14 protein-coding genes and 1 pseudogene are annotated in these 15,494 nt (G+C 57.4%); 7 read left to right on the top strand and 8 right to left on the bottom strand.

Going from position 1 to position 15,494, the window contains the following annotated elements; all coding sequences use genetic code 11:
- Positions 1–85: 85 nt before the first annotated feature.
- The 4 genes from DD542_RS03825 (at position 86) to DD542_RS03810 (ending at position 5,131) form a co-directional block, all read left to right on the top strand.
- A complete protein-coding gene (locus DD542_RS03825; protein WP_127803904.1) occupies positions 86–1,054 on the top strand; it encodes a DUF932 domain-containing protein in 969 nt (322 codons plus the stop codon).
- 137 nt (positions 1,055–1,191) lie between these two features.
- Complete coding sequence (locus DD542_RS03820) at positions 1,192–2,247, top strand: lambda-exonuclease family protein (RefSeq protein ID WP_127803902.1); 1,056 nt, start codon at positions 1,192–1,194, stop codon at positions 2,245–2,247.
- Between the two features lie 191 nt (positions 2,248–2,438).
- Positions 2,439–3,371: a hydrolase or metal-binding protein gene (locus DD542_RS03815; RefSeq protein ID WP_127803900.1), complete on the top strand. Its 933-nt coding sequence runs from the start codon at positions 2,439–2,441 to the stop codon at positions 3,369–3,371.
- 551 nt (positions 3,372–3,922) lie between these two features.
- Positions 3,923–5,131, top strand: a complete 1,209-nt coding sequence (locus DD542_RS03810; RefSeq protein WP_164868328.1) for an inovirus-type Gp2 protein — start codon at positions 3,923–3,925, stop codon at positions 5,129–5,131.
- 260 nt (positions 5,132–5,391) lie between these two features.
- Here DD542_RS03810 and DD542_RS03805 read toward each other — a convergent pair whose 3' ends face one another.
- The 8 genes and pseudogenes from DD542_RS03805 to DD542_RS03775 form a co-directional block, all read right to left on the bottom strand.
- Complete coding sequence (locus tag DD542_RS03805; RefSeq protein ID WP_164868327.1) at positions 5,392–6,828, bottom strand: YfjI family protein; 1,437 nt, start codon at positions 6,826–6,828, stop codon at positions 5,392–5,394.
- Between the two features lie 5 nt (positions 6,829–6,833).
- Positions 6,834–7,103, bottom strand: coding sequence for a hypothetical protein (locus DD542_RS03800; protein WP_127803894.1), 270 nt, complete (start codon positions 7,101–7,103; stop codon positions 6,834–6,836).
- Positions 7,100–7,321: a helix-turn-helix domain-containing protein gene (locus DD542_RS03795; protein WP_277750669.1), complete on the bottom strand. Its 222-nt coding sequence runs from the start codon at positions 7,319–7,321 to the stop codon at positions 7,100–7,102. The genes DD542_RS03800 and DD542_RS03795 overlap by 4 nt, the downstream gene beginning before the upstream one ends.
- Positions 7,322–8,019: 698 nt before the next feature.
- Positions 8,020–8,745: a site-specific integrase gene (locus tag DD542_RS24275; protein WP_347232074.1), complete on the bottom strand. Its 726-nt coding sequence runs from the start codon at positions 8,743–8,745 to the stop codon at positions 8,020–8,022.
- A gap of 240 nt (positions 8,746–8,985) precedes the next feature.
- Positions 8,986–9,225 (bottom strand): annotated as a pseudogene (locus DD542_RS24270) (Arm DNA-binding domain-containing protein); the annotation flags it as partial.
- A 469-nt stretch (positions 9,226–9,694) separates the two neighbouring features.
- Positions 9,695–9,925, bottom strand: a complete 231-nt coding sequence (locus tag DD542_RS03785) for a DUF2188 domain-containing protein (protein WP_127803890.1) — start codon at positions 9,923–9,925, stop codon at positions 9,695–9,697.
- A 73-nt stretch (positions 9,926–9,998) separates the two neighbouring features.
- A complete protein-coding gene (locus DD542_RS03780; protein WP_127803888.1) occupies positions 9,999–10,961 on the bottom strand; it encodes a hypothetical protein in 963 nt (320 codons plus the stop codon).
- Positions 10,962–10,965: 4 nt separating this feature from the next.
- Positions 10,966–12,201: a hypothetical protein gene (locus DD542_RS03775; protein WP_127803886.1), complete on the bottom strand. Its 1,236-nt coding sequence runs from the start codon at positions 12,199–12,201 to the stop codon at positions 10,966–10,968.
- A gap of 230 nt (positions 12,202–12,431) precedes the next feature.
- Between DD542_RS03775 and DD542_RS03770 the strand changes: the two genes are divergently transcribed.
- The 3 genes from DD542_RS03770 to DD542_RS03760 are packed head-to-tail and all read left to right on the top strand — an operon-like array spanning position 12,432 to position 15,442.
- The gene (locus tag DD542_RS03770) at positions 12,432–12,773 is read left to right on the top strand and encodes a helix-turn-helix transcriptional regulator (protein WP_127803884.1); all 342 of its coding nucleotides are present in this window, start codon (positions 12,432–12,434) and stop codon (positions 12,771–12,773) included.
- Positions 12,774–12,776: 3 nt separating this feature from the next.
- A complete protein-coding gene (locus tag DD542_RS03765) occupies positions 12,777–13,706 on the top strand; it encodes an ImmA/IrrE family metallo-endopeptidase (RefSeq protein ID WP_241559674.1) in 930 nt (309 codons plus the stop codon).
- Between the two features lie 23 nt (positions 13,707–13,729).
- Positions 13,730–15,442, top strand: coding sequence for a DUF262 domain-containing protein (locus tag DD542_RS03760; RefSeq protein ID WP_015914481.1), 1,713 nt, complete (start codon positions 13,730–13,732; stop codon positions 15,440–15,442).
- Positions 15,443–15,494 lie beyond the last annotated feature (52 nt).

The following is a 15,494-nucleotide window of genomic DNA, read 5'->3' as shown; positions in this document are numbered from 1 at the left end:
GCCTCTTCGGAGGTCTTTTTCGTTTCTGGGCCATAGCTGCCCTGCTTTCTCTTTACCCCCTGCCCTTCAGAAAGGAATCTTCCTCATGGCTCACCAAATTCACTCCATGGCCTACACCGGCGAGGCACCCTGGCACGAACTGGGCAACCAGTTGCCACCCAAGCAGTCCATCGACGTCTGGACGGAGAAAGCCGGCATGAACTGGTCCATCTGCCAGACCCCCGTGCGCTACATGGCGCAAGAGGCCGGCACACTGGGCTCAATCATGTCTTTCGACGAGCAGAAGGTGCTCTACCGCAGCGATACCAAGACGGCCCTGTCCGTGGTCAGCGACCGGTATCAAGTGGTCCAGCCCAAAGAAGTGCTTGAGTTCTACCGCGATCTCACGGAAGTCTCCGGCTTCGAACTGGAGACGGCCGGCGTTCTCAAGGGCGGACGCAAGTTCTGGGCACTGGCTCGCACGGGCAAAGAAACCGCTCTCAAAGGCAACGACCTGGTCAAAGGCTATCTGCTGCTGGCCACTTCGTGCGACGGCACGCTGGCGACCACCGCCACCCCCACCACCGTGCGCGTGGTGTGCCACAACACCTTGTCGGTGGCGCTCAACGGCGCAGCCCAGGCGATCAAGGTGCCTCACAGCACTAGCTTTGACCCGCAGGCGGTCAAGCGCCAGTTGGGCGTGGCCGTGACGCAATGGGACAGCTTCATGTACCGCATGAAGACGCTCTCGGAGCGCAAGGTCAAGACGCACGAGTCGATGAACTTCTTCCTCAAATTGCTGTGCCAGCCCGAGCTGCAAGCCGGCCCGAACGCTCGCCTGATCAATGAGAGGGCACTCAAGAAGGTGCAGGCACTGTACGACGGCCACGGTCGTGGTGCGGAACTCGCAGCAGCCCAAGGAACGGCCTGGGGTCTCTTGTGTGCGGTCACGGAGTACGTGGACCACGAACGCCGGGCTCGCAATGCCGAGTACAGGCTGGACAGTGCCTGGTTCGGTCAGGGCGCGGTCATCAAGCAACGGGCGCTGGATCAGGCGCTGCAACTGGTCAGCTGAGCAAGTTCACACCTCAAACGCATCCCACCTGGGCGTCATAGGCCCCATCCGATTCCGGTCGGATGGGGCTTTCTTCTTGCGCTCTTCCTTTTTTCGATCTTCCTTGTTTCACATCTTCATCCCTATGGAGCTTCCCCATGTCCGTGACCAAGCCCACATCCTCATCCCCTCCTCCTCGTTCAAAACCCGCCCTGCGCCTGGTCAAGACCCACGAGATGCCCCGCGAAGAATGGCTGCAGGTGCGCCAGCAAGGCATTGGCAGTTCCGATGCCGCCGCAGCCGTAGGCCTTCATCCCTACAAGTCTCCCCTGGCCCTGTGGCTGGAGAAGACCGGGCGTGTTGCAAAGATCTCTGTGAATCCTGACGCGACCGCCTTGGACGACAGCAGTCCGCTGTACTGGGGCACCCTGCTCGAACCCATCGTGGCTGCCCACTACACCAAGCGCACCGGTCACCGGGTACGCCGGGTCAACGCGGTCCTTCAGCATCCAGACTGTCCCTGGATGCTGGCCAACATCGACCGGGAAGTGATCGGAGCACCGGACGTGCAGATCCTCGAATGCAAGACCGCCGGGATTCAGGGTTCGCGCCTGTGGCAGGACGGGGTGCCGGAGTACGTCCAGCTGCAGGTGCTGCACCAACTGGCGGTCACCGGCAAGGAGGCGGCCGATGTTGCGGTGTTGCTCGGTGGTCAGAGCTTTGAGGTGCACCGCATCCGTCGGGATGCGGCCATGATCGATCACTTGATGGCACTGGAAGCGGTGTTCTGGCGTCATGTGCAGGAGGACCGGCCACCACCGGCGGACGGCTCGGACTCTTCGGCCAGGGCACTGCTCTCCATGTTTCCGCGAGACAGTGGACTGACCCTGGATCTGCGGGACGACCTGGTCATGAACGCCTTGTTCTCCGACTACCTGGACACCCGGTCTCAGCTGGAGAAGTTCGAAGCGCTGGAGAGTCAACTCAAGCAGAGCCTGCAGCAGCGCATGGGGGATCACACCCGCATGCAGTTCGAGCAAGGCTCGGTGAGCTGGAAGCAGGCCAAGGACGCCAGCATCTTGAATGCCGAAGCGCTGACCCGGGACCATCCGGAGATCGCCCGGCAGTATCAGAAAGTCAAGGCTGGAGGACGGCGGTTTCTGGTGCAGACGCCCAGGACGGACTCCGACGGACCGATGCCACCGGCCCAGTGACCTCGTGACAAGGATCAGAAGAAGCTGCTGGTGCCCGGATCACCGACGCTCCACACCATTGGGGATCAAAACCTCATTCATCACGACAGTCCACCTTCCCACCTCACAACCTACACCCACACCCACACCCCATGCTCCCCCGGTCCTTTGCGAGAAGGCCGGGGGTTCTTTTTTGTACAAGGAGATTTTTCATGCTCAAGGGTCTTGCCCTCACGCCCCCGGTCATCGGACGCATCGCCATCGGCAAAGTGGTTGAACGCCACGGCAAGCGTCTGCCCGAGAAAGACGACGAGTTCACCATCACCAGCCAGATCCAGAACAAGGAGGGCTGGATTGCCCATCCCCTGAACGACGCCCTGCGCAAGGAAGGCCAGAAGCTGCGCAGCATTCCCGTCCGGTTGCTCTTTGACGATCCGGACCTGAACTTCCGGGCCAACTACTCCCTGTTCGACCGACAGTCGGGAAGGCCCATCTGTGTGGGCGATGGCGAAAGCTGCAGGCGAGTCACATCTGCGGGGATGCAGGCTCTGCCCTGCCCTTCGCCGATGGCGTGCTCCATTGGGGCTGCCGGCAACTGCAAGCCCTATGGACGGCTGCATGTGCGCATTCGGCAAGAGAGCGCGAATGATGGAGAGAAGGAACGCCACCCCGAGGACGAACTGGGCAGCTTCATCTTCCGGACCACGGGGTTCAACAGCATCCGCACGCTGGCAACGCGGCTTCGGTACTTTCAAGCGGTGTCGGGTGATCGCCTGGCCTGCATGGATCTGGAGCTGAGGCTGCGAGGCAAGAGCACGACGCAGTCACACCGCACGCCGATCTACTACGTTGACATCACCACGCCAGCAGGCTGCTGCCTGGAAGCTGCTGTGAACGAAGCCCGGCAGCGGAGGGAGCAGCAGACTCAGGCTGGGATCAATCAAGGATTGCTTGATGAGGCAGCTCGCAGCGGCTATGCACAAGGCGAATTCGAAGAGTCGGAAGAAGAAGCCGTTGGCGTGGTAGAGGAGTTTTTCTCTGACCCTGATGAACAAGCAGATCCCCAACGGAATAGGAAGGATCACCTCATCATGGATTCCAACCAGGAATCACTGGCCTCAAAACTTCGGCGGAAGACGTCTTAACGATCAGACGCTGGACCTGCTTAGCCACCCTCCCCTGGAGCTGCACACAGCGGCACCAGGGGAAATGGGTGGCTTCTTTTTTTCGCCATGACACGCAGCAACTGAAATGAAAGCAACCCGCTACGAGCCGCTCATAGAACATTGAGAGAAATACCCTCAAGCAGTCCAGCCAGAGCAAAAAAACAGGACAAATGCAAGCCAGCAAACAGTCCGCACAGTGGAATGAGCTATCCAAAAGTAATTTCAATCCTCCCATGCATAGCCTGCAGGGGTTCGCCATAACCCACCAAAGCATCTTCGGAGAAAATGAAAAATCACTGCTCACTTGCAGTAAAAAATCACTTCTTATCACACATAGTATGCGTCACAAGTCTACACATGCCCGAACACAAGAAATACGAAAGAATCAGGCATCAATTAAACAAAACATCCTTTGAAAGCAAGAAAACTTATTTCCTCTGAATATTGCATTGTATGAAATAGGCAATAATAAATAAATAAATTACACAGAGACAGCACACCCCATGACTTCGGAAAATAATATTCCATTCATGAATGCCATGGTATCAATCACACCTCACATCAAAACAACAACCCAGAGGACATTCATGTCAAACAAAAAAGATTACATACAAATTTACTCCAACCTAGAAGAAGATCATCACATCGAGCTTTCCACAAAAAATCACAGGAACAGCATCACGATTCATGACTGCGATCTTCCAGCATCAGCACTATCCAATGCAGAAACTCTAGTAGACGACATCAACTCATCAAGCGATCTGGCATTTGATGAAGAACAACTCATAAACAATCAACTGAAGATCGAGAACAAGAAACTGGAAAACCACTACCACGTCATCAATCGATGCTTTCACGCATATTCGAAGAAATACGTCTACAGCCCAAAGGTTTCTGTGTTCTATGAGGCATGCAAGATGCTCAATCTCGATCCTGAATGGATGAGCTTTGACAGACCGTTGGATATATGCCTAGCAGATGGAAAGACAACGTATGCCCAGCTCTTCAACAATTTCATCAAGATGATCCGTCATCTGTGTAGAACAGGAAGCTTCAGAAAAAAACTACAACGACACGAGCGCAACGTTCTGAGAAGAAAAGCAAAGGCGATGGCTTGGGAAAAAATGCTCTTTGACTGGAAATCAAGGCACCTGATTCTGTCTTTGACACTCAGCTACAAAGAGACATTCAGATCAAAGATCACGCTCGAAGACGTTCAACACCACATCAAACGATTGCTGAACAACAGGAAGAACAACACCCTTTTGAACGGAATCAAAGGATATGTGTGGAAGATCGAGGAAGGTGAAAATACGGGTCTACACGTTCATATTCTGATCGCTTACAGCACGATCACGAGTCACGACATTCCCATCGCAGACAAGATCGGGGAATATTGGGAAGCCGTGATCACCGACGGAATGGGTCAATACTGGAACAGCAACAGGTCAAAGATCAAACAGGAACTGCTGGGATATGGAAGTGGCGTCGGTCAAATCAACCACCACGACACTGAAAAGCGCGAAGCCTTGAGAAAGAACCTCGCATACCTGATGAAATCGAGCCAGTATCTGAAGCAGAAAAGCTGCGCGAAGGCCCGAGTGGTGGCGATGAGTCGAATGCCAGAGAAATCCAGTGCAGGCAGGCCTCGCACTCTTACAGAGTCAACACAGAACAGTCAGAAGCGAACCACCTATATTGACATCAATCCTGATTCGATCATTCCCGGCGGAGATTGAAGCTAAAAAGCAGATGCAGGTTGAGCATCCTATGGAGCACCAAGAGCTCAAAAATGGCGCAACAATCCATGCCACCCCGAGGAAAAATGGGAAGAAAAAAACCCTCAGACCGTCCTCTGGATGCAAGGTCCAGAGGCAGTTGAGGGCGTCAAGGCATGCGATTCATGCGATTAATCGCATGAATCGCATCCAGTTTTTGGTATAGGCCCCATGAAATTAGGGCCAGGCCTCGATGAGCTACGACAAGATGCTCATCGCATTCATTGGAATTGGTACATCATTGGGGGTTGCTGCACCACAGACTGCACCTGATTGACGTACCTGAAGATGAAAACCTTGCGTTTTTCATCGCAGTGAAGCCAAACCTTGCCCGCAGAAATCAGTGCATTAAGGGCTGGTTCAAAGCGATCTCTCCCCCTCACGGGTCCACTCCTGAGGACGTCATTCTTTGGCACCATCACCATCCCCGAACTCCAATACGCACGATACAGATATGCATCGAGCACATGGCTGTCCTTGATCCACGCTGGCGGCGGTGGAGGCGGAACGAACATCTTTGTGAACTCGTTCGCATAGTATTCAACAAGAACACGTGCCCGTTCAACCGTATCCGCAGTGATCTTCCCAGGCTGGGCACTGATGACGTGAAAAAGCGCAGCGATGCGAGCGATCTGCTCAGCCGCCTTGGACAGGAAATCTCTGATCGCGTATCCGGCGTTATGCGGCTGAATCAGAACTTCGTAGTTGTTGCCAATATCCAGCCAGCGCTGAGCGGCATCTGCATCGAACTCCAAGAGGACCTCATCTGAGCGCGACTCTTCCCGAGCATCACCCTGAAGCAAGATTTCTCTGATCCTGTCATGGAATGCATCGAGCCGATGCCTGGTTGGCACACTTGCGTCTCGCCACCTGTACCCTTGCTTCGACTGAGGTACGCACGGCAAGCATCGCGAAAGAAGTCCCGATCCTCGTATCGAGGTATTGGCACGCTTGGTCAGATACTCGGTCCACACATCAGGCTGCACCATGATTGACATCGTTACACGAGGATCTTGAGCATTGAGCCGCACACCGTTGGCGCGTTCCAGTTGCAGGGCAGAGCCACTCCAGGCGGCATTCATGACACCGACCTTTTCCTGGAAGCTGTCCTTCAGAAGGATTTTTCCCTCGTCGCAGATGATCCCCAGTGATCGGCCTGAGCCGTTCAAGGCTTCGAGCACAGCCCGCTCGGAAATATCCTGGCTTACCAGCGAACGGCACTTTGTAATCACGGGTTCTGTCTCGTAATGTCGCTGCAAGCGTTCCACGACTTCTGCGTCACCGGCATCGTTGGTCAACAACAACCGCTTCTGGTTCACCCAAACCTCCATCTGGGCTCGATGGTGCTTGCGCTGTACATCGTGCTGCGCACGCGCAGATGCATCATGTTCGCGAATCGCCTTCATCGCGAGTTCATAAGCCGGGGTCTTCCCTTCACCAGCAGCTGCCACAATCAGCTGGTAAAGGCCGCAAGGCCGCGCGCTTTGTGTGGAGGGCAACACGATCTTGATACCGCGCTGGATCGCGACCGACATGGCCGTAAGCACTGCGGCACCGGCCAGACCAGGAGAGACCTTCGCCACGTTCACGATATCTTCGACGGCACCACGGGTAATGTCGGGCAACGCGCTGCTGGGGTAGGCATTGATGAGGTTCATGCTATTCATGCTGTCACCTCCCCGTTAATCTCCGTCGACGGTTGCCCATGCTTCTCCATCAGCGCCTTGAACTTCACAGGACTGAGCTTGAGTCCATGCTTGGCAAGCACGGCCAGGAGCACTTTCCTGGTTACGTTGCGCTCAAGGGCAGAACGAATCTCCGGGAGCATTCGAACGAATGCTCCCTCGGTCTGTGATGCCCGCCCTGGTTTGGTTTCACGCAGCTCGGCAGTCAGCGCGTCGCAGTCGATGGGCTGTTGCGAATCGGTGCTCATGCTGCACCTCCTTGCGCCTTCTCCTCAAGCCATTTTTCGAGATCCGAGAGACACCATCGCGTAGCACGGCCCAGTTTCACCGGTGCAGGAAAACGCCCTTGAGAGAGCCACGAATACAGCGTCGATCGACCGACCCCAAGCATCGCGGAAACCCGCGCAACGGAGAGGTACTCGGGCAGCCTGTCAGGGGAACCTGAGCGCGGAAAATGATCGCCCACAGAGGGGTTTGTGTTGAACTTTGACACGATCTACGTCCTTAAGTTAATGAAAACAAGGAGAGATCGGCACGCATCCTACCGATGAACTCCGCCAGCCAGAGCAACGTACTCTGAGCCTGAAAAAGCCGAACTACTGTTCAGATATCAGGGCGGAGGTCGTTTAAGAACGACAAGGCCTTGGAGACGACCTTTTTGCCATCGAATAATGGCAACAACGCACCCGGCTACGGCACTGAAGCGCCGTGCGAGTTATATTGATGCGAACACCGAGCGACTGCTGGTGAGGTGCCAACGGGCATAACGTAATACGAACCCCAAACACATCCGGTGCGGGGCTTTCACTGCTAATTGACGGCAAGATGTTGCTTACCTAAGCTCGTGAAGCGAAGCCCACAAGCTTGCTGAGATGCGCAGCGACGAGAAAACTCTTGTCACCTCAGACTTGGGATTCATTATAGCCAGCCTGATACACCCGCGTATTTTTTTTCAACACAGCACCAGCACCAGTACCAGTACCAGTACCGATCAGATGCTCAGGCAGTAGGCCGCGAAAGCGCTATCACTTCGACACCCCTGCGCATCGCGTCTACGTGGTTGGCCCAGGTACCATCATGGCGCGACTTTGCTCCAGGGAAGTGGCATAGATGTAGGCGGCATGGCCTGCTGCCGGTTTCATCTTCAAAAAATGCACACGGTCGTCACGTGACGACCTCTGACTCCACTCGAAGTCTGTCCAGATAGTCCGCCCACCGCTGCATCAGTTCGCGTCGTTTTTCCAGAGCATCTGAACGTCTGTAGGCAGCCTCAACCTGGTTGGGGATGGCATGCGCCAAAGCCTGCTCGATGAGGTCGCGCGGGAAGTGAGTACGGTCGCCCGCCCAGTCCCTGAAGGTTGACCGGAACCCGTGAGGCACTGCATCGACCTTCATCCGTCGCATGATCGCAATCAAGCTCATGTCTGACAGAGGCATTTCCCTAGATCCCGGGAACAAATACTCAACGCCCTTGATCTTGGGCATGCCTTTCAATAGCTTGATTGCTGCATCTGACAGAGGAACGCGATGCTCCCTGCCGGCCTTCATCCGAGATGCCGGAACGGTCCATATACGGGCTTGCATATCGATCTCTTGCCATGTAGCGCCGCGCACCTCTCCGCTTCGCGCCGCAGTCAAAATCAGATACTCCAGTGCCTTCGGCGCTATTCCATCTCGCGCCCTCAGTTCAACCATGAACTGCGGTGCAGCGTCAATCGACAAGGCCTTGTAGTGCTCAACCTTGGCGACCTTCGAAGGATTGGGAAGCAGCTTGTCGAGATGTCCACGCCACCTGGCCGGGTTCTCGCCCGAGCGGTACTTTCGGGCTGCCGCCCAGTCAAGCACAGCTTCAATACGGCCACGCACCCGAGTGGCCGTCTCGGTTTTCACACGCCAGATGGGCTCAAGGCATGCCAAGACATGTGGTGTATCGACGAGGGCAACTGGAAGTCCAGCAATGTGGGGGTATACGTATCCCTCCAGAGACTGATCCCATTGCCAGCGATGTTTCGCATTCTTCCACTCGGCTGATTTGTCGCGCAAAAAGTCCAGTGCACAGTCCTTGAAAGTCCGGTTCGCCGCTGAGGCTGCGGCGCGAGTAGCTCTCGCAGGCGTCAACGTCTCACCGGATCGGACAGCTGAAATCGATTTGCGAGCCTTCTCACGAGCTTCAGCGAGTGAGACTTCAGGGTATGACCCAAGCCCCAGATCACGGCGCTTGTCACCCACAGTAGTGCGTAAAACCCAACCTCGATGACCAGTCTCGGTAACGCGAAGCAGCAAGCCAGGCACGCCCCCCACGGGGTGCCGTCCAGCTGCCTTGATTGCAGCTACCGCACGATCAGAAAGCTGCTTCGCGATTCTTGGCATCGGTCTTCATCCAACAGTATCTGTCCCACATTCTGCCCACAAAAAACTTCGGCTATCCCTAGACCATGATGACCTAAAATGGACAAAATCGGAAAATTTATCCATATAAATCATCATTGTTTTTGACGACACTGGACATCAGCGGACTATAGTACGGTGGACCTCGTCTCCACCATTATTCAGCGCCCAACCGTTCTCGGTTGGGCGTTTTCATTTGTGGAATCCCCACACCACGCGGGGTTCCCGCTCGTTCTGCGTGTGCCACCAGCCGGTCGCCCGACCGCCACCACGCGCCCGGTTCGCCCCTGTTCCGCCCTATCTTCTCTCGAAACCTGCGCCAACTTCTTCGCCGTGGCACACGCAGACGGCGTTGTTCGTCAACGACTTGTGCGCGTGCCGATGGGAATGGTTGGTTCGCGGGTTTGCACGAGCAAAGCACAACGGCAAACCCGCGAGACCAGCCTCCACGTCAGCCCTTGGGCGGGAACGGGTCGTTGCCGTAGCTGTTGCGCTCACGGATCTGTCCGTCCCGCCCCTGGATGAGCATCTCGCTCTGCTGATTGATGGCGATGTCCCGCGCACGGTCAATCGCCTGCTGCTGCGTGTCATGGATGGAGGTGAGGCGGTCGTTGCCTTCACCCCGCACACCCCACTGATCACCGCCGTTGATGGGTACGACCCATTGGTTCTTTCCGCTCATTTCAGTTACTCCAAAAATTGAAAAGGTCAGGCTCTTGAAGTCCGCGCGAGCCTCGGCGCATCGGGTGGTGTGATCACGTCATGGCGACCTCCTGTCCCGCTGCCGCACACGGCATCGCATACAGCCCCGCGCGTTGCTGCGTGACCACGAGCGCACCGTAGGCCGCGTGCTGCGCAGCAGGCTCCGGCTTGCCCTTGTCCTTCGTCTTGATCTTGAACAGGTCGCTCGGCTTGGCGCTGTCCAACCCTGCGCGCTGCATGATTCGCTCCGCCGTCGCGGTTTCGCCCTTGAACGACCACAACGCGCCAAGTACCTTCGACTGACCATCGGTGAACTGGATCGGCGTGGCCTGAACATCCGGCAGCGTCGCCCACTTGAAATCTGCCGAGAACGGCCCGTTCACCGGCGTGGCCGGATCGGCGACTGCTGGCGTCGCGGACGGCGACGTGGCGATGAACGAAATCGCACCGCCGTAGAGCATGAAGCGTTCTTCCAGCACCAGCCACTCGATGCCCGCGCCGAAGGGCGAACCACGCGTCGTGCTCGGCCTCGGCGTGATTACCCGGATGTCGCGGCCCGCCACGCGCACGCGATCCAGCAGCGCGGGTTCGTGGAGCACACGCGTCAGATCGCGGGCCAGCAGGACGGGCGACCGCCGGGCATCGCCCAAGCGCCACACACCACCGCCCAGATCATCGATGCCGTCGCGGCTCTCGATGTCGAGCGCGAGGCGCATCTTCGTGCGCAGCCATTCCTCGTCCAAGGCCAGTGCCGCGCCGTCGTTCACCTCGACGGCCACCGGCCCGCAGTCTGGGCAGCGGCACATCCGTCCGCCACGACCGTCGCCCCACACCTGCGCCCGATGCTGCTGGCAGTGCGGGCACAGCACGAAGGACTGATCCATCATCGTCGGCTTGACCGCCTTGCCGAGGATGGCCAACGCCACCGTTTCGCGCGGCGACAACGTGACGCGCAGCACGGGCGTGCCGCCCGCGAACAGGCGGCAGATCAAGGCCCAAGCGTCGTGCGCCGCCATCAGGTCAGCCCTCGATCACCGGCGTCGAGCCGACCGCGTCCGTTTCCGGCGGCATCTCGTGGGCGCTCAAGGTCTGGCCCTTCTGCAAGATGCCCACTGCGACCAGATAGCCTTCCAACTGCGCCTGCATCTTGGCGTCGAATTTGTGCAGGTTCAGCCGCCCCTTGCTGGTCACCTCGATGGTGACGACCTTCGCGCGCGTGCGGCCCGGCTCAGGCGGGTAGTAGAGATTGACCTGCGCCGCCGTCACCGTCCAGTTGCCTTCCAGCGGGCCGTTCAACTTCTCCTTCAGCAATTCATGCACGGAGCGTTGGTGGCTGGATTGCATCGCCGTGCATTCGAGTTTCAGCGCGCCGTCCGGGCTGAGGAAGGTCAGCGCCTTCAACTGCACCATCGAGAAGCCGTCCTCGAACGCCTCCGGCACGTCGAAGCCGGTGCGCAGCATCGACAAGTCCAGCGTCGGCGACTTGATGCGGCTCGCGCTCGCCTTGACGCCCAGCACATGCTCGGCGAAGGCCTCGACCAGCATCTGCTGGTACTTCTGGCCGCCGCGCACCAGCGTGCGGACGACGCCCGTGGTCTTGGCGTACTCCAGCACCATGTGGATGTTGGGATTGCCGACGCGGCGCTTGAGGGTCGCGCCCTCGAACTCCAGCCGCAGCATGGCCATGTCCTTGACGTGGACGGTCAGCAGGAACACGCCGGGACTGCGCTCGACCAAGTGCGCCACGCTGCTGTCGCCGCACTGCATCTCGCGCTTGTAGAACGCCGAGATCGCGTTGCGCAGACCGGCCAGATGGTGGTCGGAACCGTTCGGCTGGCGCTTCAGGCCCAGATCGTATTGCTGGGTCTGCGGCCCGTGGTGCTCCCAAAAGCTGAAGTCGTAGGCGCGCTCGAACAGCGTCGGGTGGGTGACGTAGAGCCAGAACGAGCGGTGGACGTCGCTGCGGCACAGGGTCAGCCCTGCCAGCGCGGCGGCATCGGAGACCACGGCCTCGAACATCGCCTGCTTGCCCGCTGGATCGCCCAACTGGACGCTGGCCATGAGGTTGGCGGTCATCTGGTCGCGGGCGTCGGTGTCCGGCCAGACCTTGACAGCCTCCACCAAGAACTGGGTGGTCTCCGGCGTGTCGTCCCATGCGAACCCGTCCGGCACGGGCAGGCCATGTGCAGTCAGGAAGTCGCGCAGCGTGGCATCCACCGGCAGCTCGAGCATCACGTCGACAAAGGTTTTCTTCATCTTGTTCGTCCTTTCTGGATCGGCGTCGAAGGTCTGCGACCGGGGTTGGGCTGCTTGGGCCAGCGACAGGGTTCTGAACACGCACCTCGCATAAGTAAAGCCGCGAGATACAGATGCAATTCTACGAGCGCACTCCCTCTTGTCAATCAATGGGGTACTCGTGGTGCTTAGTGGTATCTTTTGGCTATACTTGAGGGCTTGTCGAAAACCACCCTGACAGGAGCAATTCGATGGCTTCTGCATTTGGAGCACGCCTGCGGCGCTTGCGCGAGGCGAAGAAACTGACCCTGCAGCAGGTCGCCGACGCGGTCGGCTGCACCAAGGCCTACATCTGGGAACTGGAAATGAAGGACGGGCAGCGCCCGTCTGCCGAACGGATTCAGGCCATCGCCAAGGTGCTGGGCGTGACGATGGAGGACGTGATGGGCGAGCCCATTGCGCAGGTTCCCCAAGCCAGCCCCGAGGACGTGTCATTCTTCCGCGAGTACGCGGGGATGACGGACGAAGAAAAGGATCGCTACCGGCAGGCGCTCAAGATCATGTTCCCCGACAAGGGTGAAAGCGGGGGCTGAGGATTGAACGCAGCGCAGGCCCTCACTGGTTCCATTGCCGCCAACACCGTCCAGAAGTGGTTGCGGGCGTGGCACAGCGAAGGCGTGCCCGATGCCGTCGATCTGGAGATCGTCAGGCAGATGCTGCCGTCTACTCCCTACGGCGCGGGCGTTCGGGAGATCAAAGCCCCGATGGTGCTCGACATCGACAGCTGCGAAGGCATGTTGGTGCGCAACCCGAAGGACACCGCCGAGTGGGGCATCTTCTACAACGGCAAGGCCAGCCCTGAGCGCCGACGCTTCACCATCGCCCACGAGCTGGGTCATTTCATTCTCCATCGCGGTCAGCGGCAAAGCTTCAACTGCGACAAGGAAAGCGTCTATTCCGGCATCGACACCATCCGCGTCATCGAGCGCGAGGCCGACGACTTCGCCAGCAACCTGCTGATGCCCTGTGATCTGCTGCGCGAGTGGATCTCGAACCAGCGCATCGACCTGCACGTCCTCAGCGCCATGGCCAAACGATTCCAGGTTTCGTTCGAGGCGCTGTGCATCCGCTTCATCAAATTCACCCCGCAGCGCGCGATCCTCGTCTATTGGGACAACGGCTACGCGAAGTACGAATGGCGCAGCAGCAGCGCCGTCAAGACGCGGGCGCGCATCAGACGCAATGGCGATCCGGCAGAACCGTTGCCGGGGACGCTGGCCGCGGATGCCAGCATCGATCAGGAGTGGGATGGCACCGAAATGTCTGCCGCGATCTGGTGCCCGGAGGAAGCGCAGCACATGAAGCTGCGCGAGTTCAAGCACAGCTACGGCGCGCGTGATCGCATCCTCACGCTGCTCCTGCTCGAAAGCGCCGAGCCGCGCTCATGGGATCGGTCGTGGAAGGACGAGGACAGCTTCGACAGCTTTGATCAGTTCATCTCCTCGGGTCAGCACGCCGTTCGGTGAGCAGGAGGAAATTGGGAGGAAATATGTCGTATTCAGGTATCTCAATCCGTGAAGCTCTCGACAAGATCAACGCACCGAATGGAGGGTGGTATCTCCCTCAAGTTCAGCGTCAATATGTGTGGGGGGCCCGCCATGAGTCGGAAACCTACATCTGCTTGCTACTTGACTCGCTGCTGAAGCGCTACCCGATTGGCGGCATTGTTCTGTGGGAAACGGCTCAAAAGGTTCCTTATCGTCGTTTCATTGGCGATTACACGTCAGGCCAGTATGCAAAACAGGTAGATGAGGGGCTTTGGGGCGCAGCTAAGTCTCTCGTGTACGACGGTCAGCAGCGCCTGCAAACGCTCTACTCGGTGCTACGCAACAGGTTCAATGACCTCGTTCTCCACTTTGATTTGCTATTCGATCAAAAGAATGCGGAAGCAGACGAAACGGGTTTTCACTTTCGTTATTCCGGAAGTGCTGCGGAGCCTCGTTACCTCCGGATGACAGAGTTGTCTATCTTGCCGTGCAATGACGATGAGAAAATTGCTCTTGAAGATCGAGTGTTGCCAGCTGCGGCTGGAAATCGAGATGTCGAGCGCCTGATTCGAAGGAATCTAAACGCTCTGTGGGACATCTTTGTAGAGACCGAGCACAAATCCATTGCCTACTTTTCAGTAAGGGCGGACACGCCAAAGGAGGTGAACGAGGTTTTTCGACGTTTGAACACTGGGGGCGTCGCACTGACCCAACTGGAACTTGTGCTTGGCAAGATCAAGGCGGTCCATTCTGACTATGAAGAAAAGCTTTGGACGCTTGCTGAGACCATTGAGCGGAAGAGCGGCATCAAGTTCTCGTCGACGGCGGTGCTGCAGTTCTTCCACTTGCTAATCAAGAACACGATTCGCATCGACGAGGACCGTCTTGAAAGTGCAGATATCCGCGCTTTTCAGAACGCCTTGCAAAATGACACTGAACCCTTGGTTGAGGTCTTTTCGGGCTACCTAAGAGGGCTCTTGAGCATCAATCATGCATCTATTGTCCCACGCTGGCTGGCCGTATTGCCTCTTGCCGCCTACCTGACTGTGCGCAAGCGCAAGGGGCATGAATGGCGCATCCGGGCCCTGTCAGCGCCGGAACTACAACAAATCCATCAATACTTCCTCCTTTCGCAATTTTGCGACTGGAATACTCAAACGATGGTCAATGCCTTTGCTCGTGAGGCTATCGCGTCGGCCGAAGGTGGTCAGTGGTTTCCTCTTGCAAAAATTCGACAAATCGCCGTCGAGAAAAACCGAACCGGAGATCTGCACGAGTACCAGTTGCTCAGTCAGCCTTGGCTGGCGACAAAGGTATCGATGCCTCACCGCAGCTACGTCTTTCACGAAAACAAGCCGCAGGTCGACCACATATTTCCGGTCAATCTTGACGGGGCGGACGAGGCCTATCAGCAGGCTGTAGATGTTCTATGGAACTTTCAGCCAATGCCTGCCGAGGTCAATAACTACAAACGAGCTCGTCATCCAAGGGAGTTCTTTCAAAGTGATGACGGCAGTAAATACTGGGCATCTTACGACCTTATTCCATTGGCCGACCCCAGATCCTGGACTCAGTCCGACGCCAGTCAGTGGAATGACCATCTGACGTTTATCGCATTTAGGAAGCAGAGGATGCTTGACGAGTTGGCGAGGCTTTATGGATTGAGTCTCACGAAGCCTGTGGTAGCGCAGACGGCAGGAGCGGTCGCTGCTTAACAGTTCATCTCGCCCCATGACCTTTAGCCCGTGCATCTCCGCTAAATCACGT

The organism is Hydrogenophaga sp. NH-16 (assembly GCF_004006415.1).
GTDB lineage: Bacteria > Pseudomonadota > Gammaproteobacteria > Burkholderiales > Burkholderiaceae_C > Hydrogenophaga > Hydrogenophaga pseudoflava.
The sequence above is the reverse complement of the archived record's forward strand: the minus strand, read 5'-3'. Positions and strand labels throughout refer to the sequence as shown.

Bases quoted from the DNA above. Each gene is read 5' to 3' on its own strand.
- DD542_RS03825 (WP_127803904.1), top strand. From the start codon at position 86: ATGGCTCACCAAATTCACTCCATGGCCTACACCGGCGAGGCACCCTGG.
- DD542_RS03820 (WP_127803902.1), top strand. From the start codon at position 1,192: ATGTCCGTGACCAAGCCCACATCCTCATCCCCTCCTCCTCGTTCAAAA.
- DD542_RS03815 (WP_127803900.1), top strand. From the start codon at position 2,439: ATGCTCAAGGGTCTTGCCCTCACGCCCCCGGTCATCGGACGCATCGCC.
- DD542_RS03810 (WP_164868328.1), top strand. From the start codon at position 3,923: ATGAATGCCATGGTATCAATCACACCTCACATCAAAACAACAACCCAG.
- DD542_RS03805 (WP_164868327.1), bottom strand. From the start codon at position 6,828: ATGAACCTCATCAATGCCTACCCCAGCAGCGCGTTGCCCGACATTACC.
- DD542_RS03800 (WP_127803894.1), bottom strand. From the start codon at position 7,103: ATGAGCACCGATTCGCAACAGCCCATCGACTGCGACGCGCTGACTGCC.
- DD542_RS03785 (WP_127803890.1), bottom strand. From the start codon at position 9,925: ATGAGCGGAAAGAACCAATGGGTCGTACCCATCAACGGCGGTGATCAG.
- DD542_RS03780 (WP_127803888.1), bottom strand. From the start codon at position 10,961: ATGGCGGCGCACGACGCTTGGGCCTTGATCTGCCGCCTGTTCGCGGGC.
- DD542_RS03775 (WP_127803886.1), bottom strand. From the start codon at position 12,201: ATGAAGAAAACCTTTGTCGACGTGATGCTCGAGCTGCCGGTGGATGCC.
- DD542_RS03770 (WP_127803884.1), top strand. From the start codon at position 12,432: ATGGCTTCTGCATTTGGAGCACGCCTGCGGCGCTTGCGCGAGGCGAAG.
- DD542_RS03760 (WP_015914481.1), top strand. From the start codon at position 13,730: ATGTCGTATTCAGGTATCTCAATCCGTGAAGCTCTCGACAAGATCAAC.